The organism is Streptomyces sp. MBT65 (assembly GCF_016612545.1).
Lineage (GTDB): Bacteria > Actinomycetota > Actinomycetes > Streptomycetales > Streptomycetaceae > Streptomyces.
The window spans coordinates 1-26,621 of sequence record NZ_JAENRY010000060.1 but is presented as its reverse complement, the minus strand read 5'-3'; the positions used below and the strand labels follow the sequence as shown (position 1 = coordinate 26,621).

At 70.2% G+C, this 26,621-nt stretch carries 23 protein-coding genes; 16 read left to right on the top strand and 7 right to left on the bottom strand.

What is annotated here, in order from left to right; genetic code table 11:
• Positions 1-40: 40 nt before the first annotated feature.
• The 7 genes from infA to truA all read left to right on the top strand — a co-directional run bounded on the left by infA (position 41) and on the right by truA (position 4,161).
• Complete coding sequence (gene infA / locus JHN63_RS15880) at positions 41-262, top strand: translation initiation factor IF-1 (protein WP_003948620.1); 222 nt, start codon at positions 41-43, stop codon at positions 260-262.
• Positions 263-321: 59 nt separating this feature from the next.
• Positions 322-435 (top strand): 50S ribosomal protein L36, encoded by a 114-nt coding sequence (gene rpmJ, locus JHN63_RS15875; protein WP_003998809.1) that lies wholly within the window; start codon positions 322-324, stop codon positions 433-435.
• Positions 436-642: 207 nt separating this feature from the next.
• Positions 643-1,023: a 30S ribosomal protein S13 gene (rpsM, locus tag JHN63_RS15870; protein ID WP_019055531.1), complete on the top strand. Its 381-nt coding sequence runs from the start codon at positions 643-645 to the stop codon at positions 1,021-1,023.
• A gap of 69 nt (positions 1,024-1,092) precedes the next feature.
• Complete coding sequence (gene rpsK, locus JHN63_RS15865) at positions 1,093-1,497, top strand: 30S ribosomal protein S11 (protein ID WP_003956432.1); 405 nt, start codon at positions 1,093-1,095, stop codon at positions 1,495-1,497.
• 126 nt (positions 1,498-1,623) lie between these two features.
• Complete coding sequence (locus tag JHN63_RS15860) at positions 1,624-2,646, top strand: DNA-directed RNA polymerase subunit alpha (RefSeq protein WP_019055532.1); 1,023 nt, start codon at positions 1,624-1,626, stop codon at positions 2,644-2,646.
• An 83-nt stretch (positions 2,647-2,729) separates the two neighbouring features.
• Positions 2,730-3,224 carry a 50S ribosomal protein L17 gene (gene rplQ / locus JHN63_RS15855; RefSeq protein ID WP_200681725.1) on the top strand — a complete coding sequence of 165 codons (495 nt, stop codon included), beginning with the start codon at positions 2,730-2,732 and terminating at the stop codon, positions 3,222-3,224.
• Between the two features lie 91 nt (positions 3,225-3,315).
• Positions 3,316-4,161 (top strand): tRNA pseudouridine(38-40) synthase TruA, encoded by an 846-nt coding sequence (truA, locus tag JHN63_RS15850; RefSeq protein ID WP_200681724.1) that lies wholly within the window; start codon positions 3,316-3,318, stop codon positions 4,159-4,161.
• A 20-nt stretch (positions 4,162-4,181) separates the two neighbouring features.
• Here the strand turns inward: truA and JHN63_RS15845 are convergent, their stop codons facing one another.
• Complete coding sequence (locus tag JHN63_RS15845; protein ID WP_200681723.1) at positions 4,182-6,266, bottom strand: glycosyl hydrolase family 28-related protein; 2,085 nt, start codon at positions 6,264-6,266, stop codon at positions 4,182-4,184.
• 254 nt (positions 6,267-6,520) lie between these two features.
• Complete coding sequence (locus JHN63_RS15840) at positions 6,521-7,402, bottom strand: hypothetical protein (protein ID WP_200681722.1); 882 nt, start codon at positions 7,400-7,402, stop codon at positions 6,521-6,523.
• 346 nt (positions 7,403-7,748) lie between these two features.
• Between JHN63_RS15840 and rplM the strand changes: the two genes are divergently transcribed.
• From rplM to glmM, 3 genes are all read left to right on the top strand, one after another.
• Positions 7,749-8,192, top strand: coding sequence for a 50S ribosomal protein L13 (rplM, locus tag JHN63_RS15835; protein WP_013001400.1), 444 nt, complete (start codon positions 7,749-7,751; stop codon positions 8,190-8,192).
• 41 nt (positions 8,193-8,233) lie between these two features.
• Complete coding sequence (gene rpsI, locus JHN63_RS15830) at positions 8,234-8,761, top strand: 30S ribosomal protein S9 (RefSeq protein ID WP_019055538.1); 528 nt, start codon at positions 8,234-8,236, stop codon at positions 8,759-8,761.
• Between the two features lie 193 nt (positions 8,762-8,954).
• Positions 8,955-10,313 (top strand): phosphoglucosamine mutase, encoded by a 1,359-nt coding sequence (gene glmM / locus JHN63_RS15825; protein WP_200681721.1) that lies wholly within the window; start codon positions 8,955-8,957, stop codon positions 10,311-10,313.
• A 314-nt stretch (positions 10,314-10,627) separates the two neighbouring features.
• Here the strand turns inward: glmM and JHN63_RS15820 are convergent, their stop codons facing one another.
• From JHN63_RS15820 to JHN63_RS15805, 4 genes are all read right to left on the bottom strand, one after another.
• Complete coding sequence (locus JHN63_RS15820; RefSeq protein ID WP_200681720.1) at positions 10,628-11,569, bottom strand: DUF389 domain-containing protein; 942 nt, start codon at positions 11,567-11,569, stop codon at positions 10,628-10,630.
• Positions 11,570-11,592: 23 nt separating this feature from the next.
• Positions 11,593-12,561 (bottom strand): type I pantothenate kinase, encoded by a 969-nt coding sequence (coaA, locus tag JHN63_RS15815; protein WP_200681719.1) that lies wholly within the window; start codon positions 12,559-12,561, stop codon positions 11,593-11,595.
• Between the two features lie 129 nt (positions 12,562-12,690).
• Positions 12,691-13,167: an SMI1/KNR4 family protein gene (locus JHN63_RS15810; protein WP_200681718.1), complete on the bottom strand. Its 477-nt coding sequence runs from the start codon at positions 13,165-13,167 to the stop codon at positions 12,691-12,693.
• Positions 13,164-17,717 carry an HNH/ENDO VII family nuclease gene (locus JHN63_RS15805; protein ID WP_200681717.1) on the bottom strand — a complete coding sequence of 1,518 codons (4,554 nt, stop codon included), beginning with the start codon at positions 17,715-17,717 and terminating at the stop codon, positions 13,164-13,166. The genes JHN63_RS15810 and JHN63_RS15805 overlap by 4 nt, the downstream gene beginning before the upstream one ends.
• A 440-nt stretch (positions 17,718-18,157) precedes the next feature.
• On the opposite strand from JHN63_RS15805, the gene glmS reads away from it, so the two are divergent.
• Positions 18,158-20,005 (top strand): glutamine--fructose-6-phosphate transaminase (isomerizing), encoded by a 1,848-nt coding sequence (gene glmS, locus JHN63_RS15800; protein WP_200681716.1) that lies wholly within the window; start codon positions 18,158-18,160, stop codon positions 20,003-20,005.
• A 98-nt stretch (positions 20,006-20,103) separates the two neighbouring features.
• Here glmS and JHN63_RS15795 read toward each other — a convergent pair whose 3' ends face one another.
• Positions 20,104-20,445 (bottom strand): hypothetical protein, encoded by a 342-nt coding sequence (locus JHN63_RS15795; RefSeq protein WP_200681715.1) that lies wholly within the window; start codon positions 20,443-20,445, stop codon positions 20,104-20,106.
• A gap of 218 nt (positions 20,446-20,663) precedes the next feature.
• Between JHN63_RS15795 and JHN63_RS15790 the strand changes: the two genes are divergently transcribed.
• The 5 genes from JHN63_RS15790 to JHN63_RS15770 all read left to right on the top strand — a co-directional run.
• Positions 20,664-23,315 carry a LuxR C-terminal-related transcriptional regulator gene (locus JHN63_RS15790; protein ID WP_200681714.1) on the top strand — a complete coding sequence of 884 codons (2,652 nt, stop codon included), beginning with the start codon at positions 20,664-20,666 and terminating at the stop codon, positions 23,313-23,315.
• A 104-nt stretch (positions 23,316-23,419) separates the two neighbouring features.
• The gene (locus JHN63_RS15785; protein WP_200681713.1) at positions 23,420-23,956 is read left to right on the top strand and encodes an RICIN domain-containing protein; all 537 of its coding nucleotides are present in this window, start codon (positions 23,420-23,422) and stop codon (positions 23,954-23,956) included.
• On the top strand, positions 23,956-25,833 hold the full coding sequence (locus JHN63_RS15780) for a hypothetical protein (RefSeq protein ID WP_234477018.1): 1,878 nt from the start codon (positions 23,956-23,958) through the stop codon (positions 25,831-25,833). Before JHN63_RS15785 ends, JHN63_RS15780 begins: the two co-directional genes overlap by 1 nt.
• Before the next feature lie 98 nt (positions 25,834-25,931).
• Positions 25,932-26,327: a holo-ACP synthase gene (locus JHN63_RS15775; RefSeq protein ID WP_200681712.1), complete on the top strand. Its 396-nt coding sequence runs from the start codon at positions 25,932-25,934 to the stop codon at positions 26,325-26,327.
• Positions 26,328-26,379: 52 nt separating this feature from the next.
• Positions 26,380-26,621 (top strand): NAD(P)H-hydrate epimerase (locus tag JHN63_RS15770; RefSeq protein WP_307781898.1); only part of this gene is annotated, 242 nt, incomplete at its 3' end.

Here is a 26,621-nt window from a genome sequence, read left to right as displayed (position 1 = left end):
GCACCGAGTCGATCAAGGTAGTCGATTCGAAGGGCGAAGCGTGGCCAAGAAGCAAGGTGCCATCGAGATCGAAGGCACTGTCGTCGAGTCTCTCCCGAACGCCATGTTCAAGGTGGAGCTCCAGAACGGCCACCAGGTCCTGGCACACATCAGCGGCAAGATGCGTATGCACTACATCCGCATCCTCCCTGACGACCGGGTCGTGGTGGAGCTGTCTCCGTACGACCTGACGCGTGGCCGGATCGTCTACCGCTACAAGTAGATCTTGCCCAGGTTCCGCGCAAGCGGCGCCGCAGGCAACTGACCCGGAGAACCTCACCAATGAAGGTCAAGCCGAGCGTCAAGAAGATCTGCGACAAGTGCAGGGTGATCCGCCGTCACGGCCGGGTCATGGTCATTTGCGAGAACCCGCGCCACAAGCAGCGCCAGGGCTGACGCAGGACCTTCCCTCTGCATCGACATCGCAGGGATTCGCGCGACGCGAGCAATACATGTTCATACGCAGGACCCGGGCGTAGTAGGCGTCCGACACCCCCGGCTCGGAGGCTGGGGACCCACGCCGTACCAAATCTTCGAAGGAAGAGGCCGGCGGCTGGGATCCGGTTCTGCGGAAGACCTCCGAAGATCAACTGGAGCCATTGAATGGCACGCGTTTCCGGTGTCGACATCCCGCGCGAAAAGCGCGTGGAGGTCGCCCTCACCTACGTGTTCGGCATTGGTCGGACCCTTTCCCAGCTGACGCTGGCCGAGACCGGCATCGACCCCAACACCCGCGTTCGCGACCTCTCGGAAGAGCAGCTCGTCGCGATTCGTGAGTACGTCGACGCCAACATCAAGACCGAGGGTGACCTCCGTCGCGAGATCCAGGCCGACATCCGCCGCAAGGTGGAGATCGGCTGCTACCAGGGTCTCCGTCACCGTCGTGGTCTGCCCGTACGCGGTCAGCGCACCAGCACGAACGCTCGTACCCGCAAGGGTCCGCGTCGCGCCATCGCCGGCAAGAAGAAGCCGGGCAAGAAGTAGTCCGCAGCGGACAACGCTTCACCAGCGGTCTTCGCTGTAGGACCGACCACCTCCCCGTAGGAGTAATAGATGCCCCCCAAGGGTCGTCAGGGCGCTGCCAAGAAGGTGCGCCGCAAGGAAAAGAAGAACGTCGCTCACGGCCACGCGCACATCAAGAGCACGTTCAACAACACGATCGTCTCGATCACCGACCCCTCGGGCAACGTGATCTCCTGGGCCTCCGCCGGCCACGTCGGCTTCAAGGGTTCGCGCAAGTCCACCCCCTTCGCCGCGCAGATGGCCGCCGAGTCGGCCGCCCGTCGCGCGCAGGAGCACGGCATGCGCAAGGTCGACGTCTTCGTGAAGGGTCCGGGCTCCGGTCGCGAGACCGCGATCCGCTCCCTCCAGGCCACCGGTCTTGAGGTCGGCTCCATCCAGGACGTCACCCCCACCCCGCACAACGGCTGCCGTCCGCCGAAGCGCCGCCGCGTCTGACTTTTCGTCGGACGCACGGTTGTCTTGGGTTTCGGGCGGTATGGCACTTCGGTGGCGTACCGCCCGTACCCTTGTACTACTCAAGGACATCAAATAGTGGGTGTCCATGACTGAAGGAATCGCAGCATGCTGATCGCTCAGCGCCCCTCGTTGACCGAAGAGGTCGTCGACGAATTCCGCTCCCGGTTCGTGATCGAGCCGCTGGAGCCGGGCTTCGGCTACACCCTCGGCAACTCCCTTCGCCGTACGCTCCTCTCCTCGATCCCCGGTGCCGCTGTCACCAGCATCCGGATCGACGGCGTTCTGCACGAGTTCACCACCGTGCCGGGCGTCAAGGAGGACGTCACCGACCTGATCCTCAACATCAAGCAGCTGGTCGTCTCCTCGGAGCACGACGAGCCCGTCGTGATGTACCTGCGCAAGCAGGGTCCGGGTCTGGTCACCGCCGCCGACATCGCGCCCCCGGCCGGTGTCGAGGTGCACAACCCCGACCTCGTCCTCGCCACGCTCAACGGCAAGGGCAAGCTGGAGATGGAGCTGACCGTCGAGCGCGGTCGCGGCTACGTCTCCGCCGTGCAGAACAAGCAGGTGGGCCAGGAGATCGGCCGTATCCCGGTCGACTCCATCTACAGCCCCGTGCTGAAGGTCACGTACAAGGTCGAGGCGACCCGTGTCGAGCAGCGCACCGACTTCGACAAGCTGATCGTCGACGTCGAGACCAAGCAGGCCATGCGTCCCCGTGACGCCATGGCGTCCGCCGGTAAGACCCTGGTGGAGCTGTTCGGTCTGGCGCGTGAGCTCAACATCGACGCCGAGGGCATCGACATGGGCCCGTCCCCGACGGACGCCGCCCTTGCCGCTGATCTCGCCCTGCCGATCGAGGAGCTCGAGCTCACCGTTCGGTCGTACAACTGCCTCAAGCGCGAGGGCATCCACTCCGTGGGGGAGCTCGTGGCGCGTTCCGAGGCCGACCTCCTGGACATCCGTAACTTCGGTGCGAAGTCCATCGACGAGGTCAAGGCGAAGCTGGCCGGCATGGGCCTGGCCCTGAAGGACAGCCCGCCCGGATTCGACCCGACGGCCGCTGCCGACGCCTTCGGCGCCGACGACGACGTGGACGCGGGCTTTGTGGAGACCGAGCAGTACTGATCGGTTGTTGCCGGTGAGCGTCCGCTCGCCGGGTCCTGACCCCGGTACCTGATACGGCCGGGGCAGATACCAAGGAGAAAGAAATGCCGAAGCCCACCAAGGGTGCCCGTCTGGGCGGCAGTGCCGCGCACGAGAAGCTGCTCATCGCGAACCTCGCGAAGTCGCTCTTCGAGCACGGCCGTATCACCACCACCGAGGCGAAGGCCCGCAAGCTGCGGCCGTACGCCGAGCGGCTGGTCACCAAGGCGAAGAAGGGTGACCTTCACAACCGCCGTCAGGTGCTCCAGGTGATCACGGACAAGAGCGTCGTCCACACGCTCTTCACCGAGATCGGCCCGCGGTACGAGAACCGTCCCGGTGGCTACACCCGTATCACCAAGATCGGTAACCGTCGTGGGGACAACGCGCCCATGGCCGTCATCGAGCTGGTCGAGGCGCTGACTGTTGCACAGGCTGCGACGGGTGAGGCCGAGGCCGCCACCAAGCGTGCCGCGAAGGATGCCGAGGCTGCGGCTCCGGTTGAGGTCGTCGAGGACGCGAAGCCGGTTGAGGCCGACGAGGAGGCCAAGGACGCGTAACGGCGTTTTTGGCTGCTGGCCCGTTGTGGCTGGCCGGGTCCGTTCCTTTCGAGGGACGGGCCCGCTTTTGTTTACCTGAAAGGATCTCGGTGTGAGTGACGACGTAGCGGCCGGGTTTGTACGCGTACGACTCGACCTCTCCTACGACGGGACCTCCTTCTCCGGGTGGGCCAAGCAGGCCGGGGGGCGGCGGACCGTGCAGGGGGAGGTCGAGGACGCGTTGCGGACCGTGACGCGGGCGGGGGACGTGACATACGACCTGACCGTTGCCGGGCGGACCGATGCGGGGGTGCACGCGCGGGGGCAGGTGGCTCATGTCGATCTGCCGGGGGAGTTGTGGGTCGAGCACCGCGAGAAGCTGCTGAAGCGGCTTGCGGGGCGGTTGCCGAAGGATGTGCGGGTGTGGGGGGTGGCGGAGGCGCCCGAGGGGTTCAACGCGCGGTTCGCGGCCTTGTGGCGGCGGTACGTGTACCGGGTCGGGGATCGCCCCGGGGGAGTGGACCCGTTGCTGCGGAACCATGTCCTCTGGCACGACTGGGAGTTGGACGTCGACGTGATGGACGCCGCTGCCAAGTCCCTTGTGGGGGAGCATGACTTCGCCGCCTATGCGAAGAAGCGCGAGGGCGCGTCGACCGTTCGGGAGATTCTCGACTTCGGGGTGACGCGGCGGGCGGACGGTGTCGTCGAGATCGAGGTGCGGGCCGATGCCTTCTGCCACAACCAAGTGCGTTCCATGGTCGGGGCGTTGCTCTTCGTCGGCGACGGGCACCGGGGCGCCGAGTGGCCGCGGAAGGTGCTGGACGCGGGGGTGCGGGACAGCGCCGTTCATGTCGTACGGCCGCACGGGCTGACCTTGGAGGAGGTCGCCTACCCGGCGGACGCGTTGCTCGCGGAGCGGCAGACGCAGGCCCGCCGGGTAAGAGGCGCTGTGCACTGAGGAGTTGGGGAGCGGTGGTGCTACGCCGGTTCTACGATCAGCCACGCCACCGTTGAGGTGTCGCCCGCAACTCCCTTGACGCTGAAGGATGTTCCGGCCGTGCGGGTGGAGACGTAGGCGATGCCTGCGGGGCTGCCGCCCGGGGCCTGGATCGTCAGGAAGATGCGGCTGGTGGCGGTGACCGCGGTGGTGGGGACCGTGACCGCCGTGGCGCCGTTCAGGGTGAGGGTGCCCATCTTGGCGTTGGTGCCCTCCTTGACCCGGAGGCCCTTGCCCGCGAGGCCCGCCACGAGGTCCGAGTCGGAGCTGCCTATCTGGGCCGTGCCGAGGCGTCCCCAGCTGGTGTCGCGGCCAGTGCCGCCGCCCGGGCCGAAGCTCTGGGTGCCGTTGATCTCGATGGCGAAGCGGTTGATGGCGTCGCCGGTGACCTGGGACTGGAAGGCGCGGGAGGACGTGTCGGCGCCGGTGACGGCGTAGCCCTGGCCGGCGGCTCGGGACTGGAGAAGGTTCACGCCGGGGCTGGAGTCGGCGTTGACGACCACGCCCGGGGTGGTGAACGACACCCGGCCGGTGCTGCGGGTGACGGTGACCGGGGTGCTGAGGGCGGTGCCGTCGTCGCCGTGGCGGAGCAGGGCGAAGTCGGAGCCGTCGCCCGTGCCGGACTCGGCGGTGTCGGTGGTGCGCAGGGTCCAGCGGCGGCTCTTGCCGCGGCTCCAGAACTGCACGTCCCGGACGGTTCCGGCGGCCCCGGACACCATGTGGACGTCGGATTTGTCCCAGGTCAGGGCGGTGTCGGACTGGGTGCCGGCGGTGACACCGCTGTGCCGGACGAGGACCGCGCCGGCGTCGTTGAAGGGGGCGGTCGTGCCGACGTATTCGCCGCCTACGACCGAGACGCAGCTCGCGGAGTTCAGGGCGGAGGTCGTGATGCCGTAGGCGGGGGAGTACGTGCCGGCGTTGTCGTCGTCGCGGCCGACGGTGGTGGAGCAGCCGGTGAGGACCACGCCCTCGGCGGAGGTGCCGGTGATGGTGAAGCCGGAGGCGCCGGTGGTCGTCTTGCCGTCGCGTTTGGCGAGGCAGCCGAGGAGTTGGAGGAAGCGGCCGCCCGCCGAGGTGGAGAGGTGGAAGCCGTCCTGGCCGTTGCGGTCGGTGTTGCAACCGACCATCACCATCGAGTAGTTGATGCCGGTGATGTGGTAGCCGTGCTGGGTGTTCCACTCGGAGCGGCAGTCGACCATCGTCACGGCGTTGGGGTTGAGGATGTCGTAGCCGTGGCCCTTGTTGCCCTGGGAGTAGCACTGGAAGAGGTCGGCGTCGACCAGGCCGCCGCCGGTGCCCGCGGAGTCGCCCCAGGTGAAGCCGTGTCCCTCGTTGGCGACGCAGTGCACCTGGTTGAGCTGGAAGGCGGACGAGTTCTGGGCGTTGAGGCCGTCGCCGGTGAACCGCCAGATCGTCACCTTGTCCATGCCGAGGTCCCGGACGCCGGGGCCGACGCGGACGCCGGTGATGGCGGTGCCCGTCTTGTTCAGGACGGTGAGGCTCTGGTCGTCCTGGCAGCCGCGCAGGGCCAGGCCGTACAGCCGGGGGCCGCCCTGGTAGGCGGACTTGTGGTACGCGTCGGTCGTCGAGGAGGCGTCCGGGGCCGGGTCGACGACGATCAGCGCGTCGCCGTCGAAGCCGGTGCCGAGGTCGGTGTTCGGGTACATCGGCCGGAGGAAGGAGCCGACCATGAACGTGCGGTCCGGGAAGTGCGGGTTCCAGTCGCCGCGCAGTGTCACGCCCAGGGAGAGCCGCAGGGGCGCGCCGAGCTTGTACCGGCCCGGCGGGACGTACACGGTGCCGCCCTGGCCCGCCGCGTCGATCGCCTTCTGGATCGCGGGGCGGTCGTCGGCGGAGTTGTCGCCGAGCGCGCCGTAGGCCACGTCCTTGACGTTCAGCCAGCCGGCGCCGGTGTCCGCGGCGGCCGCCTCACCGGCCGTAGCGACGGTGGTGGCGAGGGCGGCACCACCGAGGCCCGCGGCGGTGGCGAGCATGCGGCGTCTGGAGGTGGCGGCGGGTGTGGAGGCGGATGCGGCTGTGGACGGCGTGGTGTGGTGCGAGGTCATGACAGGTCCCCCCTGGGCCCGATGGTGATCGTCGGGGGAGGGTCTCACATGGGGGTTTCCGCAGACAGGGGGCCCAGGGCCGGTCCGGCGGATCGGGCCGCGGGAGAGCGGCGGCGCCCTGTCGGGGTCGGTGAGCGGGGTCTGGTGCGGGCAGCGGCAGGGGCGACCGACGGCAACGCCGCTAGGGGGCGGGGCTCCCACGCTTTTGAGGCGGCGGGGGAGGGCGTGCCAGGCCCCACCGCCCCCGACAGGGCCTAGTTCTGGGCCGCTGCCGAAGCCTGGGCCTCGCCGCGGGCGTGGATCTGGTCGAAGGCGAACTTGGCGAGGTCGTCGCCGATCGAGAAGACCGCGGTGTCCTTCGTCGTCACGTCCTTGCCGCTGCTGAAGCCGGCGACCGTGAAGTAGGCGTAGCGGCCGTACGCGTTGGTCGTCGTACGGCAGATCGCGCCGTCGCAGAAGGCCTTGACGCCCTTGCCGGACAGCGACTTGATCGCGCTCTTGGTGTCCGCCTGGCCCTTGGCCTTGGTCGCCTGGGCCTCGGTGTCGAAGAGGGCCACACCGACCGTGACCGCGATGTCGCCCTTGACGTACGTGACCCGCATGAGGCGGGTGCAGCCGTCCGCGGTGAGGATCTTGGGGAGGGTGCCGGAGGCGACCGAGGCGCAGTTCGTGGTGTCGGCCGTCGGGCCCTTCTTGTACACCGTCGAGGCGACCGTCAGCTGGGTGCCCGGGAAGAGGGTCGCGGGGCTGAGCGGTGCCGTGTCCTTGGCCTTGCTGGAGATGAACTCCTTCGGGTCCAGCGGCGGGGGCGCGCTGGTCGGCGCGAAGGACGGCGAGGTGGCGCTGGTGTCGCCGGGCACGGACGCGCTCGCGGGCAGGTTGGTGGGCTTGCCGGACGCGCTCGTGTCGTCGTTCGCCGACATCACGGCCATGGCCACGGCTGTCCCGACGCCCACCGTCGCGAGCGCGCCGCCGACTATGAGCAGCAGTCTCTTGCGCCGGTTGCGCGTCTCCGCCTGGTCGGCGAGCGCGGCCCAGTCAGGGGTCTCGTCGTCGACGTTCCCGCCCCAAGGCTGCTGCGAATTGGGTTTCCAGGGATCCCACTGGGACTGGGGTCCCCCCTGTCCGAAGCTCATGGGTCGCATCCTAGACGGGGGGACGGGGGTACCGGTGCGCGTCAACGAGGCCTGTGGGAACTGACGTTGAGATGTCACGGTGAGTGTTTTCGCGATCGCTTTCCGCACTCGCTCCGGTCGGTCCCGCCGCGTTTTGACCCGCCCGGCCAGGCGCGGGTACTCTTACGGTTTGTTATGCGTATCGGTTTGGTCGCTCTCAGGCGAGAAGCCCTTACGTAGGTTCCCTGGAGCAGTTACCAGTGGGCGGCATACGGGCTTCGTCCCCGGCCATTGTCGTCCCCAGCTGCACGATCGCTTCAGTGATGCCATGTGTCAGCACCCATCCACTGAAGAAGAAGGCTGCGAAGTGCGTACGTACAGCCCCAAGCCCGGCGATGTGACTCGCCAGTGGCACGTCATCGACGCCCAGGACATCGTCCTCGGCCGTCTGGCTACCACTGCGGCGAACCTCCTCCGTGGCAAGCACAAGCCGACCTATGCCCCGCACATGGACATGGGCGACTTCGTCATCATCATCAACGCCGACAAGGTTCACCTGTCCGGCAACAAGAAGACCCAGAAGCTGGCGTACCGCCACTCCGGTTACCCGGGTGGTCTGCGCTCCGTCCGTTACGACGAGCTGCTGGCGAAGAACCCCGAGAAGGCCGTCGAGAAGGCCATCAAGGGCATGATCCCCAAGAACACCCTGGGCCGTCAGATGATCTCGAAGCTGAAGGTCTACTCGGGCGACCAGCACCCGCACGCTGCGCAGCAGCCGGTGCCGTTCGAGATCACCCAGGTCGCGCAGTAGTTCCGGCCACACCCCTAAACAGAAAAGATCTGAGGAGAACCGTGGCCGAGACCACTGTTGAGCAGCCGGTCGAAGAGACCGAGACCGAGCTCGTCGACATCGAGAGCTACACCACCGAGTCCGACGTCCCCGTCGAGGGTGAGTACACGTCGGAGTCGCTCGCCGGCCGCTTCGGCGACCCGCAGCCGGCCGCCGGCCTGGGCCGTCGCAAGAACGCCATCGCGCGCGTTCGCATCGTGCCCGGCACCGGCAAGTGGAAGGTCAACGGGCGTACGCTCGAGGACTACTTCCCGAACAAGGTCCACCAGCAGGAAGTCAACGAGCCCTTCAAGGTGCTCGAGCTCGACGGCCGCTACGACGTCATCGCCCGTATCTCGGGTGGCGGCGTCTCCGGTCAGGCCGGTGCCCTGCGCCTCGGCGTGGCCCGCGCGCTGAACGAGGCCGACGTGGACAACAACCGCGCCGCCCTCAAGAAGGCCGGTTACCTCCGTCGCGACGACCGTGCGGTCGAGCGCAAGAAGGCCGGTCTCAAGAAGGCCCGCAAGGCCCCGCAGTACAGCAAGCGCTAAATCGCGCCGGTTGTCTGTACTCCGAACGCCCCGGCGGCACGCCACTCGTGCCGTCGGGGCGTTCGTTTATCACAGCCGGGGGCGTATAACGGCACAAGACGCTCAAAGGCTTGTGTGATCGGATGAACAGGCATCGTATGCCTGGATGCAGGACTTTCGCCTTGCAGGATTTTCGCCTTCCTCAGGAGGACAAGTGGGACGACTCTTCGGCACGGACGGCGTGCGCGGTGTCGCCAACGTGGATCTGACGGCCGAACTGGCCCTCGGGCTCTCCGTCGCGGCGGCGCACGTACTCGCCGAGGCGGGCACCTTCGCGGGCCACCGGGCGACGGCCGTGGTCGGGCGGGACCCGCGCGCGTCCGGGGAGTTCCTGGAGGCCGCGGTGGTCGCGGGCCTGGCCAGCTCGGGAGTGGACGTACTGCTCGTCGGTGTGCTGCCCACCCCCGCGGTGGCGTATCTCACCGGCGTGCTGGGCGCCGACCTCGGTGTGATGCTCTCCGCCAGCCACAACGCGATGCCCGACAACGGACTGAAGTTCCTCGCGCGCGGCGGGCACAAGCTCGACGACGAGCTGGAGGAGCGGATCGAGAAGGTCTACGAGGAGCACCGCACCGGCGCTCCCTGGGACCGCCCGACCGGCGCCGGCGTCGGCCGGGTGCGGCACTACAACGAAGGCTTCGACCAGTACGTCGCCCATCTCATCGGCGTGCTCCCGAACCGGCTCGACGGGCTGAAGATCGTCCTCGACGAGGCGCACGGTGCCGCCGCGCGGGTCTCCCCGGAGGCCTTCTCGCGGGCGGGTGCCGAGGTCATCACGATCGGCGCGGACCCCAACGGGCTGAACATCAACGACGGTTGCGGCTCGACCCACCTGGGTCTGCTCAAGGCCGCCGTCGTCGAGCACGGCGCCGACTTCGGCATCGCGCACGACGGGGACGCCGACCGCTGCCTGGCCGTGGACCACACCGGTGAAGAGGTCGACGGGGATCAGATCATGGCCGTGATCGCGCTGGCGATGCGGGAGCGTTCCGCACTGCGCTCCGACACCGTCGTCGCGACCGTCATGTCGAACCTCGGCTTCAAACTGGCCATGGAACGCGAGGGGTTGACGCTCGTCCAGACCGCGGTCGGTGACCGCTACGTCCTGGAGGAGATGAAGGAGCACGGCTACGCCTTGGGCGGCGAGCAGTCCGGCCACGTGATCATCCTGGACCACGCGACCACCGGCGACGGCACGCTGACCGGCCTGATGCTGGCGGCGCGGGTCGCCGACACGGGCCGTACGCTGAAGGACCTCGCGTCCGTGATGACCCGGCTCCCGCAGGTGCTCATCAACGTCCCCGATGTGGACCGCACCCGGGTGGGCACCTCCGCAGACCTGGCGGCCGCGGTCGCCGAGGCGGAGCGTGAACTCGGTTCCACGGGGCGGGTGTTGCTGCGGCCGTCCGGTACGGAGCCGTTGGTACGGGTGATGGTCGAGGCTGCCGATATCGACCAGGCTCGGTCCGTGGCCGGGCGGTTGGCGGATGCGGTGAAGTCGGCGCTGGGGTAGGCGGGGCGAGCCGGTGGTCGGTTAGCCGGCGCTCGGCCAGGTGGGTTGGGCCGGTTGCCGTTGAGTCGGCGGCCGGTCACCCGAGTTGCGTCGATGCCGTGGAGTCGGCGCTCGGTCAGGTGGGTTGGGCCGGTTGCCGTTGAGTCGGCGGCCGGTCAGTCGAGTTGCGTCGGTGTCGTGAAGTCGGTGCTCGACCGGGTGAGTTGGGCCGGTGGTCGGTAAGTCGGCGGCCGGTCGAGCGAGTTGAGTCGGTGCCGTGAAGCTCCGTGCTCGGGCATGCGGGTTGGGCCGGTTGTCGTGAAGTCGGTGGCCGGTCAGGTGGGTTGAGTGGTGCGCTCGCGCTGTGCGGCCCAGAGCCACTTCTGGGCGAGCAGCGTGAGCGTGCCCGCCAGTACGATGCCGCCGAGGTTGGCGAGGAGTTGCCAGGTGGAGCCCCAGGTCTGGGAGTAGTCGCGGTAGCTGAAGGCGACGGCGGCGTTCGCCGCGGCCGGGACGGTCGTCACCGAGATCGCGACGCCGATCAGGGCACCGGACTTGGCGGACGTGAGCGACAGGGTGCCCGCGATGCCGGCCAGGAAGGCCACGACCAAGGACATCCAGTCGGGCTTCCAGATGAAGGCGGTGTTGGGGCGCGGGGCCTCCACCATGGACTTCTCGAAGAGGCCGAGGGTGTCCAGCAGCCAACTGAAGCCCGCCGTAAGGACCATGGCCGCCGCGAACCCGGCGAGCAGCGCCCACAGTGACCGCCACACCAACTGCGGAGCCTTCCGCACCAGCGCCGTCGAGATCCCGGCGAGCGGCCCGAACTCCGGTCCCACGGCCATCGCGCCGACGATCAGGATCGCGTTGTCCAGCATCACACCGCAGGCCGCGAGCATGGTCGCCACGGTAAGGAACGCGACGTAGGTGACGGTGAGGGTCGACTCCTCGTGCGTCGCGTCGGCGAGGTGCTCCCACAGCACGGCGTCGGCGCCCTCGCCGGGCGCGTCGTCCTTGGCCTGTTCGGCCCGCTCCGACAGGGACAGGCCGATGTCGTCGACGGCGATGGAACCGATCCGGTCGAGCTCCAACTCCCGTAGCGCGCCGATGAGTTCGTCACCGGCCTCGCGGGCGACGTCGCACATGACGACATCGCCGGGCGGGTTGCGGGCGGCGCCGGCCAGGACGACGAGGTGGGTGGCCCCGACGGTCGTCTCGATCAGCCGGACGACGTCGTCGGTCCGGTCGGCGGGGGTGATGAGGCGCAGGTGCAGCATGACGCACTTCTATCAGGCCGCTTCTACAGCTTGCGCAGGCTCAGCCGTCGGACCTTGTGGTCGGTTCCCTTGCGGATGACGAGGGTGGCGCGGCCGCGGGTGGGGGCGATGTTCTCCACCAGGTTGGGCTTGTTGATGGTGCGCCAGAGCGTGCGGGCGTAGTCGACGGCCTCGTCCTCGGAGACCTGGGTGTACTTGCGGAAGTACGAGTCGGGGTTCTGGAACGCGGTGGCGCGCAGCTTGCGGAACCGGTTCAGATACCAGTGCTCGATGTCCTCGGCGCTGGCGTCGACGTACACACTGAAGTCGAAGTAGTCGGCGAGACCGACACGGGTACGGCCGTCCTTGCCGGGGAGGGCGGGTTGCAGCACGTTGAGCCCCTCCACGATCAGGATGTCGGGCCGGCGGACGGTGAGCCGCTGATCGGGCACGATGTCGTAGATGAGGTGGGAGTAGACGGGTGCGGTGACCTCGTCCTTGCCCGCCTTGATGTCGGCGACGAAGCGGGTGAGCGCGCGGCGGTCGTACGACTCGGGGAAGCCCTTGCGCGACATGAGGCCGCGAGCCTCCAACTCCCTTGTGGGCAGCAGGAACCCGTCGGTGGTGACCAGCTCGACGCGGGGGTGCTCGGGCCAGCGGGACAGCAGCGCCTGGAGGAGGCGCGCGACGGTCGACTTTCCTACGGCCACCGACCCCGCGACTCCTATGACGAACGGGGTGCCGGACTGGGAGCCCTGTTCGCCCAGGAAGGTGTTCAGCGCGTTTCTCAGGCCGTCCGTGGCGCCGACGTAGAGGTTGAGGAGTCTGGACAGCGGGAGGTAGATGTCCCGCACCTCGTCGAGGTCGATGACATCACCGAGGCCGCGCAGCTTCTCGACCTCCTCGGCGGTGAGCGGCAGCGGCGTCTTGTCGCGCAGCGCGCTCCACTCGGCTCGGGTGAGGTCGACGTAGGGAGTCGCCTCCGGCTTGTGCCGGTGGGCGCTCCGGGGCATCGGGGAGACCGGAGAGATCACAGTCCATTGTTAACGGAGTTTGAACGGGGTGGTGGGTGGGGTGCGTCACGTGGGTGCCTGAGCGGACAGGGGTCCGCACGCTGGGCGTGCGGACCCCTGTCGAGACGATCAGCTCAGGTTCTGCCGGCACTCCTTGAGCGCGAACTCTCCGAAACTGTTCGCGATCTTCTCCATGAGTCCCCCTTCCGGGACTCCCGGGTTCCACGCGAAGACGGGGTACTCGCCGTCCTCGTCGGTCTGGGAGGTGTCAAGGACGACGACCCCCCAGACATCGTCGTGCAGGAGGACCATGAAGTGGTGGGGAAGCCCGAGGGCGGCACGGTCCTCCTGTGTGTAGGCCGGGGTTCCCAGCAGTTTCTCTCCCCTGGCCGGTGTCCGGTACACGCCGGGGAACTCGATGGGCGGGGCGTCCCATGTGCCGAATTCCTCGATCAGGCGCCGATAGGAGGGGGGAAAGGCAAGTGCCATCTCCGTCTCCGCCGCGGCGATCACCTCTGGAGAGCAGCCGTCGCCGTGATGAGCCAGGTCCTCGTTCTCACGCACGAGGCTGATCACCTGCTCGGCTGCCCGCAGACCGTTCGTCATGTGAAGTCCTTCGCCCTCTGCTTCCAATATGCGGTCTTCCACCTGTCGAACTCGGGCCGGTCGATTCCACTGGGGATCTTGGTACCGGACTTCCAGTGCAGTTTCCCGTAGTTGTCGAAGTGCATCGCGTCCGTGACCTCGGCGATCGGGCCGTCCTGAGTCTGGAGCATGTGGTGGAGGTTCATGGGTTTGTCGATCCCACCGCTTGCGGTTCTGCTCGGGCCCATCGGGGCGAGTCCCTGAGTCATCCGCTTCAGGTTGGTCCGACCGTAGGGGTCCTCGGGGGAAACGTAGTCGGGATTGATCAGATCGTCCCGCTGGTAAACACGCTGGCCCTCGAAGTCGGTCAGCTTCCAGAACTTGCAGGGAGGCCCACCCGCTGCCGCCGCGGCCAGCGCTCTGGTGAGCTGGGTGACGCTGCCGACGGCCTGGCAGGCAGCGGCGACATCGTCCTCGTACGCCGCGACCGTACGGCCGATGTCGGCCACGGCTCCGGCGTCCATGTTCAGGGTGCGCAGCGCCCGGTAGGCGTCGCTGACTCCGATCCCGGTGCGCAGCGAGGCATCGAGGGCGCGGATCGCGTCGACCACCGCTGTGGTGATCTTGCCGCCGAAGAGGAAGGTCGCGATGTCGAAGGCCGCCCAGCCGCACCCTCCCAGGCTTCCGTCGGCGCCTCCGGGTGCCACCTTCTCGGCACATTCGATCCAGTGTCCGACGAGGATGTCGACCGGGTCGATCCCCTCGTTGAACTCGGTCATCGAGAGGACCTTCGTGACCGTCTGCGTCTGGGTGTCGACCGGCTGCGTTCCGAGGAACAGGGTCTCCCAGTCCGGACACCCCGCCTGGGTGGCGGGCAGGTCCAGGGCCGTGCAGAGGTAGACGTCGATCTCGACCTTGTACCGGATGGTCGCGGTGACCGTGCAGTTCCCGGTGTGGATGATGACGCCGCAGTTGTCCTTCTTCACATCCTGCGGTTCGCCCACTGCCTCGATGCGGTCGACGTAGAAGACGTTGCCGATGCCGCCGGCCGACGTTCCCTTCTGGATGCTGCCGTTCTTGTCCGTCGTCTCCGTGCGGGTGGCCGCCTCCTGGGCCTCGGTCGCGTACTTGTCCGCGTCCTTCGCCGCCTGCTCAGCCTCCGTAGCCGCAGTGTCCGCCCGGTCGGCCGCGGCTCGGGCGTCCTTCGCTGCCTGTTCGGCCTCGGCGGCTGCCGCTCGGGCCGCGGTGGCGTCGAGGGCTGCCTGGTCGGCTGCGGAGCGGGCTGACGTGGCGTAGTTCTCGGCGCGGCCGGCTGCCGCGTCGGCTGCTGCCGCGTCCTCGGTGGCCTGGCGGTCGTACTCGATGGTGCGGGTCAGGGACTGGGCCGCCTTGGCGGCGGCGGTCGCCGCGTCGGACGCGTAGCCGAGGGCCTCCTGGGCGTAGCCGCGGGCGGTCTTCGCATAGCCGGCGGCGTTGGCCGCGTGCTGGAGGGCGGCCTTGGCGTCGCCCGTCGCCTGGTCGGCGATGGCCTGGGCGGCGGCGGCCTCCTCGGACGCGTTGCGGGCGTGGGCGGCGGCCACGGCCTGCTGCTGCTCGGCGATCGTCTTGGACGACTGCCCGCTCAGGACGACCAGGGCCGCGGCCGAGTCGGTGGTGAGGTAGGGCGAGCCGAGCTGGATCGCGTCGTTGGCCGGGGCGGCGACCTGCTCGGCCGACGTCGTCGCGTCCACCGCGGCCTGGGCGGTGACATGGGCGAAGCCCGCCGCCTTCGCCGCGGCGATACGGGCGTTGGCGGCCTCCTTGAGCGCCGCGTTCGCGTTGGTCCGTGCGGTCTTGGCCAACTCCTCTGCCTGGTCGGCCAGTTGGACCGCGGTCTTCGCTTCCTCGGCGGCGTGCGCGGCGGCCTTGACGGCGTCGGCGACCGCTGCCGTGGCGGTGCGTACGGCGGCGTCGGCCTTCAGCTTGGCGGCCTGGGCCGCGTCCGCGTCGGCGCGGGCCCGCTTGGCGGCGGCCTCGGCCCGGGTCGCGGCGGCGTCCGCCTCGGCGGCGGCCTGGGTGGCGGCGTTCGCCGCGCTACGGGCGTTGATGGCGGCCGTCTCGGCCTTGCCGGCCTGGGTGTCCGCCTCGTTCGCGGCACTGCGGGCCGCGTCCGCCGCGTCACCGGAGTCCAGCGAGTCGGCGTAGGCCCCCTTGGCGTCGGCCTTGGCGCGCGCGGCGTCGGCCTTCTGCTCGGCCTCCCACGCGTCGTCCCGCTTGTCCTTGGCCCTGTCGCGGGCGCCGACCGCGTCGTCCCGCCTGGCCTGCGCGGTCTGCTCGGCGGTCTCGGCCTTGTCCTTGGCGTCCTTGGCCTTGGTCGCCTCGGCCTGGGCCGTCTGCTTGTGCTGGTCGGCCTCCGCCTGCTTGGCCTCGGCGGTCTCCTTCTCCGCCTTCGCGGTGGCTTCCTCGGACTCGGCCGCGAGCCGCTTGGCGTGCGCGTCGGCGGCCGCGGTCTTCGCGTCGCTCTCGGCGCCCAGGGCCACGGCGAGCTTGGCCTCCGCGGTCTCCTTGTCCTTCTTGGCGTTGTCGCGGTGGATCTTCGCCGCGTCGGCCGCGGCCTTGGCCTGCAACTCGGCCTTCTCGGCGGCCTTCCTGCGGAACTCGGCCTTCACCTGCGTGGCCTGCGCCAGCGCCCGCTGGGTGATGGTCGCGCTGTCCGCGACGGCCGCGCGGGTGGCGGCCTCGGCGGTCGTGCCGGCCTTCACCATCGCGTCCAGCGCGGCGACCGCGCCCTTGGTGACCTGGGCCTTCTGCTGACCGACCAGCAGCCCGCGGCCCCGGGGCGCGCCGTTGGTGTCCGCGACCGTGTACGCGGCCTGCTCGGCGGTGTCCGAGGCGGTGGCCGCCTTCTGCGCGGCGGTGAGCTGGGCCTTGATGTCGGCGAGCTTGCTCGCCGATGCCGCGCGGGCCTTGGCGAGGCCGGCGGCGGCCTTGGTGAACTGGGCCGCCGGCGGCACGGTCCCGGTGTGGCCGGAGGGCGTGACGTCGTACTGCTGGGGGCCGCCGCTGGTGCAGTCCCACAGCCGGCTGTCCTGGCCCACGGTGTACGCGGCCAGGTCGACGCACTTGCCGGTGCCGGTGTTCTTCAGGGCCGAGGTGGCCCGGAGGTTGAACTCCCAGGTCTGCGCGGGCGAGCTGTTGCACGTGAACTGGCGGATCTTCGTGCCGTTGGCCGGGTTGTTGCCCGCGACGTCGAGGCACCTCAGGGAGTTGACGTTGCGCAGGTGCAGGCCCTTGTCGTCGCCGAAGATCTCCCACTTCTGCGCGGCCGCGGTGGAGCACGTGTTCAGCTGGACGGCGGCGCCGTCGGTCTTGGCGGCGTCCTGGACCTCCAGACACTTGCCGGCCGCCGCGTGCACCTTGATGGCGGTCGGCGCGTTGCCGACCCAGCCGATCCCGCCGTCGGACCAGTAGTCCTGCCAGCGGGTGAGCCGGTCGGCGGCCCAGGACTGGCCCAGCAGATCGCCGAGCGACTTGGACGCGGTGGCGAGGGCCTCCACGGCGGTCCTGTTCGCGTCCAGGATCTGGTTGCGCTGGGTCGCCTGCGAGGCGATCTCCTGCTGCCACTCGGCGGCGGCGGCCGAACTCGCCGCGCCCAGCACGCCGTTGGGGTCGAGCGGATCACGCCACGCACAGGTCGCGAACCTGGACTTCAGATTCTCTACGGCGATCCGGTACTCGGCGCTGTCCGGGTCAGGGGAGGTGCGGGGGAAGCCGCCGGACTCCAGGAAGATCCGGGCGTCGTCGGTGTCCGTGTGCCGGCCCGGGCCGCCGTGCATCCAGGTGAACGCGTCCCGCTCGGCGAGGGCGCGCTTCCACTCGCTGGTCGGCAGCGTGGGGTCGGGGTCGGCGGTGTAGCGCGGGTTCCCCAGGGCGTCGACGGCGGCGAGGGTCGCGGAGTCGACGGCGGGGGTGGAGTCCGCGTAGAAGTCGTCCTCGTTCTGCCAGAAGCGGTCGGAGATCCACTGGGTCAGCCCGGTCTGGCCGTAGAAGCTCTCCTGGCCGTCACCGTTGGTGCCGGGCGGCCAGTGGAAGCCGGTCTCGGTGAAGCCGGCCGGGGTGGTGAGTCCGGTGACCGGCGTCTTCCAGGCGTCGCGCAGCGCGTTGATCTCGTTGAGTTCCCGGGTCGAGAAGGCGCGGTCCTTCTCGTACGCCGTCGACAGCGGCGTCTGCTCCCAGTGCGCGCGGTCGGCCTGGGTGTGCAGCACGTCCTGCGGCTGGTTGAGGGCGCTCTGCGCGGTCGTGGCCATGGAGGTGCCGCCGAGCCGCAGCACGTCGGTCATCAGGCACTGGTCCTGCCGCAGTTGCTCGGCGGCGGTGTCCTCGTACCAGGGATAACTGTCACTCGCGGGGACGGCGTCCCGCGCGTCGACGGGGAGGACCTGTCCCGAGCCGACGGCCACGCCGGCGAGCAGCGCGGTGGCGAGGACGGGCGGGAGGAGCCGGGTGAGGGCCGGGCCGCCGGCGAATCGTCGCGACCTCTGTGGTCTCTGTGGTGCGGGTGGTATCGGCGGTCGGCCGAGTCCGAAACGCATGCGTAGCTCCCCTTTCGGGGGGAGTGCGGCGCGCGTCCGCTCCGGTGGACGCGCGCGTGCGGCAGTGCGGCATGGCGACGTGATCCCCCCGTGGCGCGGCGACGCTGTTCCCCCGGTCGCTGGCTTGAACTGAACGCTTATGGCCTGGTCAAGGGCCGGTCAAGCGCGCGCCACTGTAAGCAGGAGGTAAGTGCTTGGGGCAAGGCCTTTCCGTCGCGCTCGGGCGCGGTGGCGCGAAGTCGTTCATGGTCGACGTCTGCGGCGCGCCCCACGGCACCCGGCCGCCCCAAGGAGAACCCTGTGTCGCTTTTGTGGTCCACCTGTGAGATTTGTGATCGTGCGATGGTCAGACTTGGCCGGTTTTCGACCATGGCCGGAATTTCCGAAATCGGGCACGAAGTGCCGTGTTCGGACGGGCTCCGGCGCCTAGGCTGCGGCGCATGTGCGGAATCGTGGGATACGTGGGGTCGCAGTCGGCGCTCGATGTGGTGATGGCCGGACTGAAGCGGCTGGAGTACCGGGGGTACGACTCGTCGGGCGTCGCCGTGCTCGCGGACGGCGGGCTGGCGGCGGCCAAGAAGGCGGGGAAACTCGTCAATCTGGAGAAGGAGTTGGTCGAGCACCCGCTGCCGGCGGGGTCGACGGGCATCGGGCACACGCGCTGGGCCACACACGGCGGCCCGACCGACGCGAACGCCCACCCGCACCTCGACAACGCGGGGCGCGTGGCGGTCGTCCACAACGGCATCATCGAGAACTTCGCCTGTCTGCGGGCCGAGTTGACCGAGCGCGGGCACGATCTCGCCTCCGACACGGACACCGAGGTGGTCGCGCATCTGCTGGCCGAGGAGTTCTCGGCGTGCGCGGACCTGGCGGAGGCGATGCGCCAGGTGTGCCAACGCTTGGAGGGCGCGTTCACGCTGGTCGCCGTACACGCGGACGAGCCGGACGTGGTGGTCGGCGCGCGCCGCAACTCGCCGCTCGTGGTCGGCGTCGGCGAGGGCGAGGCCTTCCTCGCCTCCGACGTCGCCGCGTTCATCGCGCACACCCGCTCGGCGATCGAACTGGGCCAGGACCAGGTGGTCGAGCTGAGCCGCGACGGGGTGACGGTCACCGGTTTCGACGGCGCCCCGGCCGAGGTCCGCTCGTACCACGTCGACTGGGACGCCTCCGCCGCCGAGAAGGGCGGCTACGACTACTTCATGCTCAAGGAGATCGCCGAGCAGCCGAAGGCCGTCGCCGACACACTGCTGGGCCGTATCGACGCGGCGGGCCTGCTCACGCTGGACGAAGTCCGCATCCCCGTCCATGAGTTGAGGGAGATCGACAAGGTCGTCATCGTCGCCTGCGGTACGGCCTTCCACGCGGGCCTGATCGCCAAGTACGCCATCGAGCACTGGACCCGCATCCCCTGCGAGGTGGAGCTGGCGAGCGAGTTCCGGTACCGGGATCCGATCCTCGGCTCGCGGTCCCTCGTCATCGCCATCTCCCAGTCCGGCGAGACGATGGACACGCTCATGGCCCTACGGCACGCCCGCGAGCAGGGCTCGAAGGTGCTGGCCATCTGCAACACCAACGGGTCGACGATTCCCCGTGAGTCGGACGCGGTGCTTTACACGCACGCCGGGCCCGAGGTCGCCGTGGCCTCGACGAAGGCGTTCCTGACGCAGCTCGTCGCGTGCTACCTGGTCGCCCTGTATCTCGGTCAGGTCCGCGGCACCAAGTGGGGCGACGAGATCCAGGCCGTCATCCGTGACCTGTCGCAGATCGCCTGCGAGGTCGAGCGGGTGCTGGAAACCATGGAGCCGGTACGGGAGTTGGCGCGGTCGGTCGCCGACAAGAACACCGTGCTGTTCCTCGGGCGGCACGTCGGCTACCCCGTCGCTCTCGAAGGCGCTCTGAAACTCAAGGAGTTGGCGTACATGCACGCCGAGGGCTTCGCGGCGGGCGAGTTGAAGCACGGTCCGATCGCCCTGATCGAGGAGGGCATGCCGGTCGTCGTGGTCGTTCCCTCCTCGCGCGGCCGTTCCGTGCTGCACGACAAGATCGTGTCCAACATCCAGGAGATCCGGGCGCGCGGCGCGATGACGATCGTGATCGCGGAGGAGGGCGACGAGACGGTCGTCCCGTACGCCGACCATCTGATCCGGATCCCGGCCACGCCCACGCTGCTGCAACCGCTGGTCGCCACCGTGCCGTTGCAGGTGTTCGCATGCGAGCTGGCGACGGCTCGGGGCAACGAGGTGGACCAGCCGCGGAACCTGGCGAAGTCGGTGACGGTGGAGTAGCGACGGCGGAGTCCAGGAACGCCGCGAAGGCTCCGGTCGGGAGGGCGAGTGTCGTCCCGGCCGGAGCCTTCGCGGCGTGGACCGTGGCACCACCCGCGTCATCCGGACGCTGCGGTGCGACCGGGTGACGGAGCGACCGTGTCGAGGCGCCGTCGGGTCTCGTCCGCGTCGAGGGGCCCGCCGTGGCCGGGGAGCAGGCGCCGCGGCCGGCGGTCGAGTTCGGTCGTGAGTGCCCTGCGCACTCCGGCGGCGTCCTCGGTGAAGAAATGGCGCTTCGGGCTCTTGGGGCGCAGCACACCACCGCGGACCAGGTCGACGACGAGTATGTCGTCGCCGACGCGGACGACGAGGGACCTGGGGGTGTGGCCGATCCCCGGCCGCCCCGGCCGCTGGGGGCGTTCGGTCTGCCGCTGACGCGGGGGAGGGGCGCGGGCCGGCACTCGGTAGGGCTTGCGCCGCGCGGTGGGGGTGGCGGGCGCTCGCCGGGAACGGGCAGCCGCGGCACGTACGTGTGGTGTGAACTGGCCGCCGCGTAAAGGCAGTTGCTCCCGACCGTGGCCCGAAACGATGACCCGAAACCGGGCCCGAGGACCAGCCCTGAGCTGATGGGATGGTGCCGAGCGGCATATGACGGGCCGAGCGGGACGGAGGAGCCGGCGTGCGGGACTGGGCGGGGCGTTGGCCCTTGGTGGGGCGGGACGCGGAGTTGGCGTGTTTCGCGGCGGCCCTGGCGGACCGGGAGTGCCGGGGATTCGTGGTCGGCGGGGCCCCGGGCGTGGGCAAGTCGCGGCTGGCCGAGGAGTGTCTGGAGGCGGCCGCGGCGGCCGGGTACCGGGTGGGGCGGGCCACCGCGAGTGTCGCCGCGAGGGCGGTGCCGTTGGGGGCGATCGCCCATCTGCTGCCCGTCGGGGTCGACTTGAGCGACCCGGTTGCCGGATTCGCCGCCGTCGCACGGGAGTTGACCTCCGGCCCCGGGCGGCAGTGGGCGCTGTTCGTCGACGACATGCATCTGCTGGACGCCGCGTCCGCCGTACTGCTGCGGCAGTTGATGGACACCGGCGTGCTCCTGCTGATCGGCACCGTGCGCACCGGTGAGCCGTACGGGGAGGCCGTCGCGGCGCTGCGCGGCGGGGACGCGGTGTACCGGGTCGATCTGGGCGTGCTGGGTCCGGAGCAGGTCGAGGCGCTGTTGCAGGCCGCGCTGGGGAGACCCCTCGCCCGCAGAACGCTGCACAAGCTGTCGGCGACCAGCGGCGGCAACGTCCTCTACCTGCGGGAACTCGTCCTCGGCGCGCTGACCGCCGGGAACCTCACCGAGGACGGGGAGATCTGGCATCTGGTCGACGACCGGTTACCCGGCACCGCGCGGCTGACCGAGATGATCGGCACGCGGCTGGCCGGCGCCGACTCCGCCGGGCGTCCCGTCCTGGAGCTGCTGGCCCTGTGCGAACCACTGCCCCTCAGCCACGCCGAGGCCCTCGCCCCGCCGCAGGTGACCGCGGCCCTGGAGCGGGCGGGACTGATCCGGGTCGCCCAGGACCGCCGCCGTACGACCGTGTCGCTGGCCCACCCCCTGTACGGCGAGGTGCTGCGCGCCGGACTGCCGGTGCTGCGCCGCCGTGAGCTGCTCCTCGACCAGGCCGCCCGGGTCCAGGCCCGCGGTGCCCGCCGCCGCGGCGACCCGCTGCACATCGCCGGCTGGCAGCTCACCGCCACCGGCACCGCCGACCCGGCCCTCCTCGCCCGGGCCGCCGTCCTGGCCCGGCACGCCCACGACCTGCCCCAGACCGTCGCCCTGCTGGAAGCCCTGCCGGAGAAGCACCGGACCACCGCCACCGATCTGCGGCTCGGCGAGGCCCTCTTCGAACTGGGCCGCTGGGACCGGGCCGAGGCCACGCTCGCCCGGGCCGACGCCCTCGCCGTCGGCGAACAGGACAGGCTCGCCGTCGCCCTGGTCCGCACGACGAACCTGCTGTGGAGCAACGCCCCCGTCGCCGAGGCGCTCGCGGTCAACGCCGCCGCCCGGGAGCGGATCAGCGGCCCGGCCGACCGCCGCAAACTCACGATCAACGAGGGTTTTCTACGGATCGTAGGCGGCCGGCCCGCCGAGGGCCTGGCCCTGCTGGCGGACCTGGAGACCGACGTCGGCGCCGCCCCCGACGTCAACGCCTGGCTGCGCGGCGCCTGGATGAAGCCGGCCGCGCTCGCCCTGGTGGGCCGTACCGCCGAGGCCACCACCTGGGCGCGGCGCGCCCACGACGCGCACCGGCTGGTCCAGGAACGCGCCCTCGCCTCCCATCCCGCCTTCCAGCGCGTCCCGCTCGTCCTCGCCCTCACCGAGGCCGGACTCCCGGCGGCCGAGGCCTGCCGCGAGGGCGAGCAGGCCTACGCCGAACTCACCGCGGCCGGTTCCCCGGTGCGGATCTGGCTGGCCGTCCTCCTCGGCCGCGCGCACTGGCTGGCCGGCCACCCGGTCACCGCCCGCCGCTGGTGGGCCGAGGCCGCCACCGTGTCCCGCTCCATCGACCACGCCATGGCACTGCGGCTGGTGCTCGCGGGCCTCGCCGCCTGCGCGGCCGTCCTGGGCGACCTGGACGCGGCCGAGGCGACGCTGGCCGAGCATCGCGCGCTGCCGCCGGTGGAACCGGGGCTGCTGTCCGCCGGGGAGGAACTCCTGGGCGAGGCCTGGCTGTTGGCCGCTCGGGGGCAGGTGGGGTGGGCCCGCTCCGTGCTCGCCGGGGCCGCGGCGACCGCCCGTGCGAGCGGCCAAGTCACCGGCGAGGCACTGCTGTTGACCGACATCGCCCGGCTCGGCGGAGCCAAGGAGGTCACCGGCCGGCTGACCGCGCTCGCGCTGGTCTGCGACGGCGAACTCGCCCCGGTCCGAGCCGAGTTGGCGGGGGCGCTGGCCGCCGACGACCCCGAGCTGCTCCTGCTGGCCGCCGACGCGTGTCAGGCCGTAGGAGCGGATCTGCTCGCCGCCGAGGCGGCCACCGCCGCCGCGGCCGCCTGGCGCCGGGCGGACCGGCCCCGCCGTGCCGCCGCGGCCGACCGGCGGGCCGCCGCCGCCCGGGCCCGCTGCGAGGGCGCCCGCACCCCCCTGCTGACCACCGCCCGGGCCACCGCACCGCTCACCGCCCGCGAACGCGAGATCGCCCTGCTCGCCGCCGTCGGCAACTCCAGCAAGGACATCGCCACCGCCCTCGCCCTGTCGGTACGCACGGTCGACAACCACCTCCAGCACGCCTACGCCAAGCTCGGCGTCACCACCCGGCACGAACTCGCCCAGGCACTGGGGGTAGTTGAGTAACGGTTGCTCATTCCCCGCGAGCGCGGCGCGGACAGGCTTGCCCACGGCGGCAACGTTGTCGCAGGACCACCCAGTTCTCGTCATCGGGGGATGACCCAATGGGCATGACCGACGCACCTCTCGGACGCACCGGCCGTGTTGCCGTCGCCGTCGCGACGACGCTCGGCGCGAGTCTGGTCGGGCTCGCGACCGCCGTGGCCCAGCCGCAGGCGGTGACCTACTACACGGTGACCAACTACAACAGCGGCAAGTGCCTGGACGTACCGGAGTCCAGCGGCGACGACGGCCAGGGCCTTGAGCAGTACGCCTGCAACGGCGGCCGGAACCAGCAGTGGGCGCTTCAGGCCACCGACAGCGGCTACTACCTCCTCGTCAATCTGAACAGCGGCAAGTGCGCGGACGTCCGGCAGTCGAGCCAGGCCGACAACGCCGTGGTCAACCAGTACGGCTGCACCAGGGACCTCAACCAGCAGTGGCTGCTGCGGGCCGCGCCCGCCGGGATCAACGGGGTCCAGCTCGTGGCCCGCCACAGCGCCAAGTGCCTGGCCGTCGCGGGCTCCAGCCAGTCGGACAAGGCCGGGATCGTCCAGTTCACCTGCGGTACGAACGCCGCGTACAACCAGTACTGGCAGTTCAACTGATGCGGGCCGCGCGAAGAACCGTCCTCACGGTCGTCCTGACCGTGCTGTGCGCACTGGTGGGACCCGGGGTCGGATGGGCCGCCTCGGGCGACGGGGGATCAACTGCCTTGGCGGCGACGGCCGTTGTGGCCAAACGCCCGGCCTGGCAGACGGCGGACAACGCGCCGAGTCCGGGACTTCCGGCGCGGCAGCGAAGCGCCGCGCCGACGCTGCTGGCCTGCGACACGCACGCGGTCGGCACCTGGGGCTACACCGACCAGGCCGGTGTACGGCACAACGGGATGAACGTGCAGGTCCAGGTGCGGGATCTGCTGACCGGCGCGCTGATCGCCGGACTCACGGACTCCGCGGGCCGCTTCGACATCTGCTTCGGGGCCGCGCAGTTCACGCAGCTGTACGTCACGATCAAGGCTGAGAACGCCGCGTGGCGGGTCCAGAACGGCACCGACGTCTACAACTGGAGCACGGCGGTCCGCGCCAACCCGGTGGCGGGCAGCACGGTGAACTTCGGCGGCCTCATTCCCGGCGACGGCGTGGTGGGCAACCGGGCCGCCCACGCCTTCGACACGGGCAACGACGCCTGGCTGGGAGTCCCGCACTCGAACGGCTGCTGGGACCCGAAGGACACCACGTGCCGCCAGCTGCGGATCAACTGGCTGAACACCGGACCCGAGGACACGGACCACTACGACCAGGTGGGCAACGTGGTGATGCTCTCCCCCGGGACCCCGGACGCCCCGATGGAGGTCATGCACGAGATCGGCCACGCCCTGATGGACGACGTCTACAACGACGCGTTCCCCTCGACCGCGGGCTGCCCCGTCCCGCATCCGCCCGCGCAGGCCAGCACCACCGTCTGTGCGTGGATCGAGGGATGGGCGACCTTCTTCTCACTGGCCATGAACCACACCCCGGTCTACGGGTTCCGCAACGGAACCTCGACCAACTTCGAGATCCCGACCTGGGGCTTCACCGGTGTCGCCAACGGTGACGTGACGGAGGAGCGGGTCATCGGGGCGCTGTGGGACCTCATCGACGTCAACTCCGGCGGTTCCGAGACCTGGGACCAGCACAGCGAGGGCTTCGGGGCCGTCTTCTCCACGCTCGCGCACCACGTCGACAACACGCTGGCGTCGTTCTGGACCAGCCGCGGCACGGACGGGTTCGACGTGTCCGACTCCTCGCTGGGGTCGCTCTACCAGAACACGATCGACTACGGCTACCGCAGGCCGCTGCTCGACGCCCAGGGCCAGTTCCTCCCCACGTTCACCCAACCCACGCCGGACCAGAACTTCCGCCTCGACACCGCGGTCCAGTCGTGGTCCGTGGTCGCGGTGCGGCCGTCGAACCCGACCGACTTCGACCTCCAGCTGTACGACGACCGGGCGCAGACGACGTTCCTCGGCGACAGCTCGCTGAACGCCCAGGCGGTCGACTTCGTCGCGATCGACTCGAATCTGCGGCCGGTGGGCGACTACTACCCTCGGGTCCACCAGTTCCGGGGACCCGGCACCTACACGATCGAGTCCGTGATGGGCTTCGGCTCCTTGCAGCCGGGCTCCTCCACCACCTTCCACCTCGACGACTCACAGGTCGCCTCCGTGCGGGACACTCCGCTGACCGCGGGTGTGCCGGTGACGATCACGCTGACTCCGCAGAGCCCGATCTCGGTGGCAGGCCTGTTCGTCATGGGCGACGATCCGGGCAATCCTGGGACATTCATCCAGAGCCGCGTCTCCGCGGTGGCGTCCGCCATCGGGTCCAATTCCGGTGGGCAGCCCGTCTCGGTGACCTTCACACCGACGCGGACCGGCGATTACGGCATCGTGACCACGTTCGACAACGTCGGCGGTGACTACACGCTGACCCGAAGCTGAACCACATACGGGGGGAGGGGGTGGTGCGCGGCCTCGGCCGCGCACCACCCCCTCTGGCGTGTCCGCCGCCCCGGGGCCACCGTCATAGGGTGCTCGCCATGAGCATCATCGGGGTTGGTATCGACGTGGCCGAGATCGCCCGGTTCGCGGCGTCCCTGGAACGTACGCCCGGTATGGCCCAACGCCTTTTCCTGGACAGTGAGTTGCTGCTCCCGAGCGGCGAACGCCGGGGGCCCGCCTCGCTCGCCGCCCGCTTCGCCGCGAAGGAGGCGCTAGCGAAGGCGCTGGGCGCCCCGGCCGGTCTGCACTGGACGGACGCCGAGGTCTACGTCGAGGACAGCGGGCAGCCCCGGCTGAAGGTGACGGGGACGGCCGCGCGCGCCGCGACCGTCCCCGTCACCTTCAGCCGGGGCTGCCCGCTGTCCTCGACGCCGGGGCTGCCGTTGAGCCATGACGCCGGGGTGGCCTCGGCCGTGGTGATCGCCGAGGGCTGACGCCGGACGGCCCGGGTGCGGTTCCGGTCGCTCACGGGGCAGACTCGAACACATGCGTACTGCGTACAGCGTGGAGACGGTAAGGGCAGCCGAGCAGCGGCTGATGGCACGGCTTCCGGACGGCGCGCTCATGCAGCGCGCCGCCGCCGGACTCGCCGTCGCCTGCGCCCAGTTGCTGGGTCGGGTCTACGGCAGCCGGGTCGTGCTGCTGGTGGGCAGCGGGGACAACGGGGGCGACGCGCTGTACGCCGGGGCGCGGCTCGCCGGGCGGGGCGCCGCCGTCACCGCCGTGCT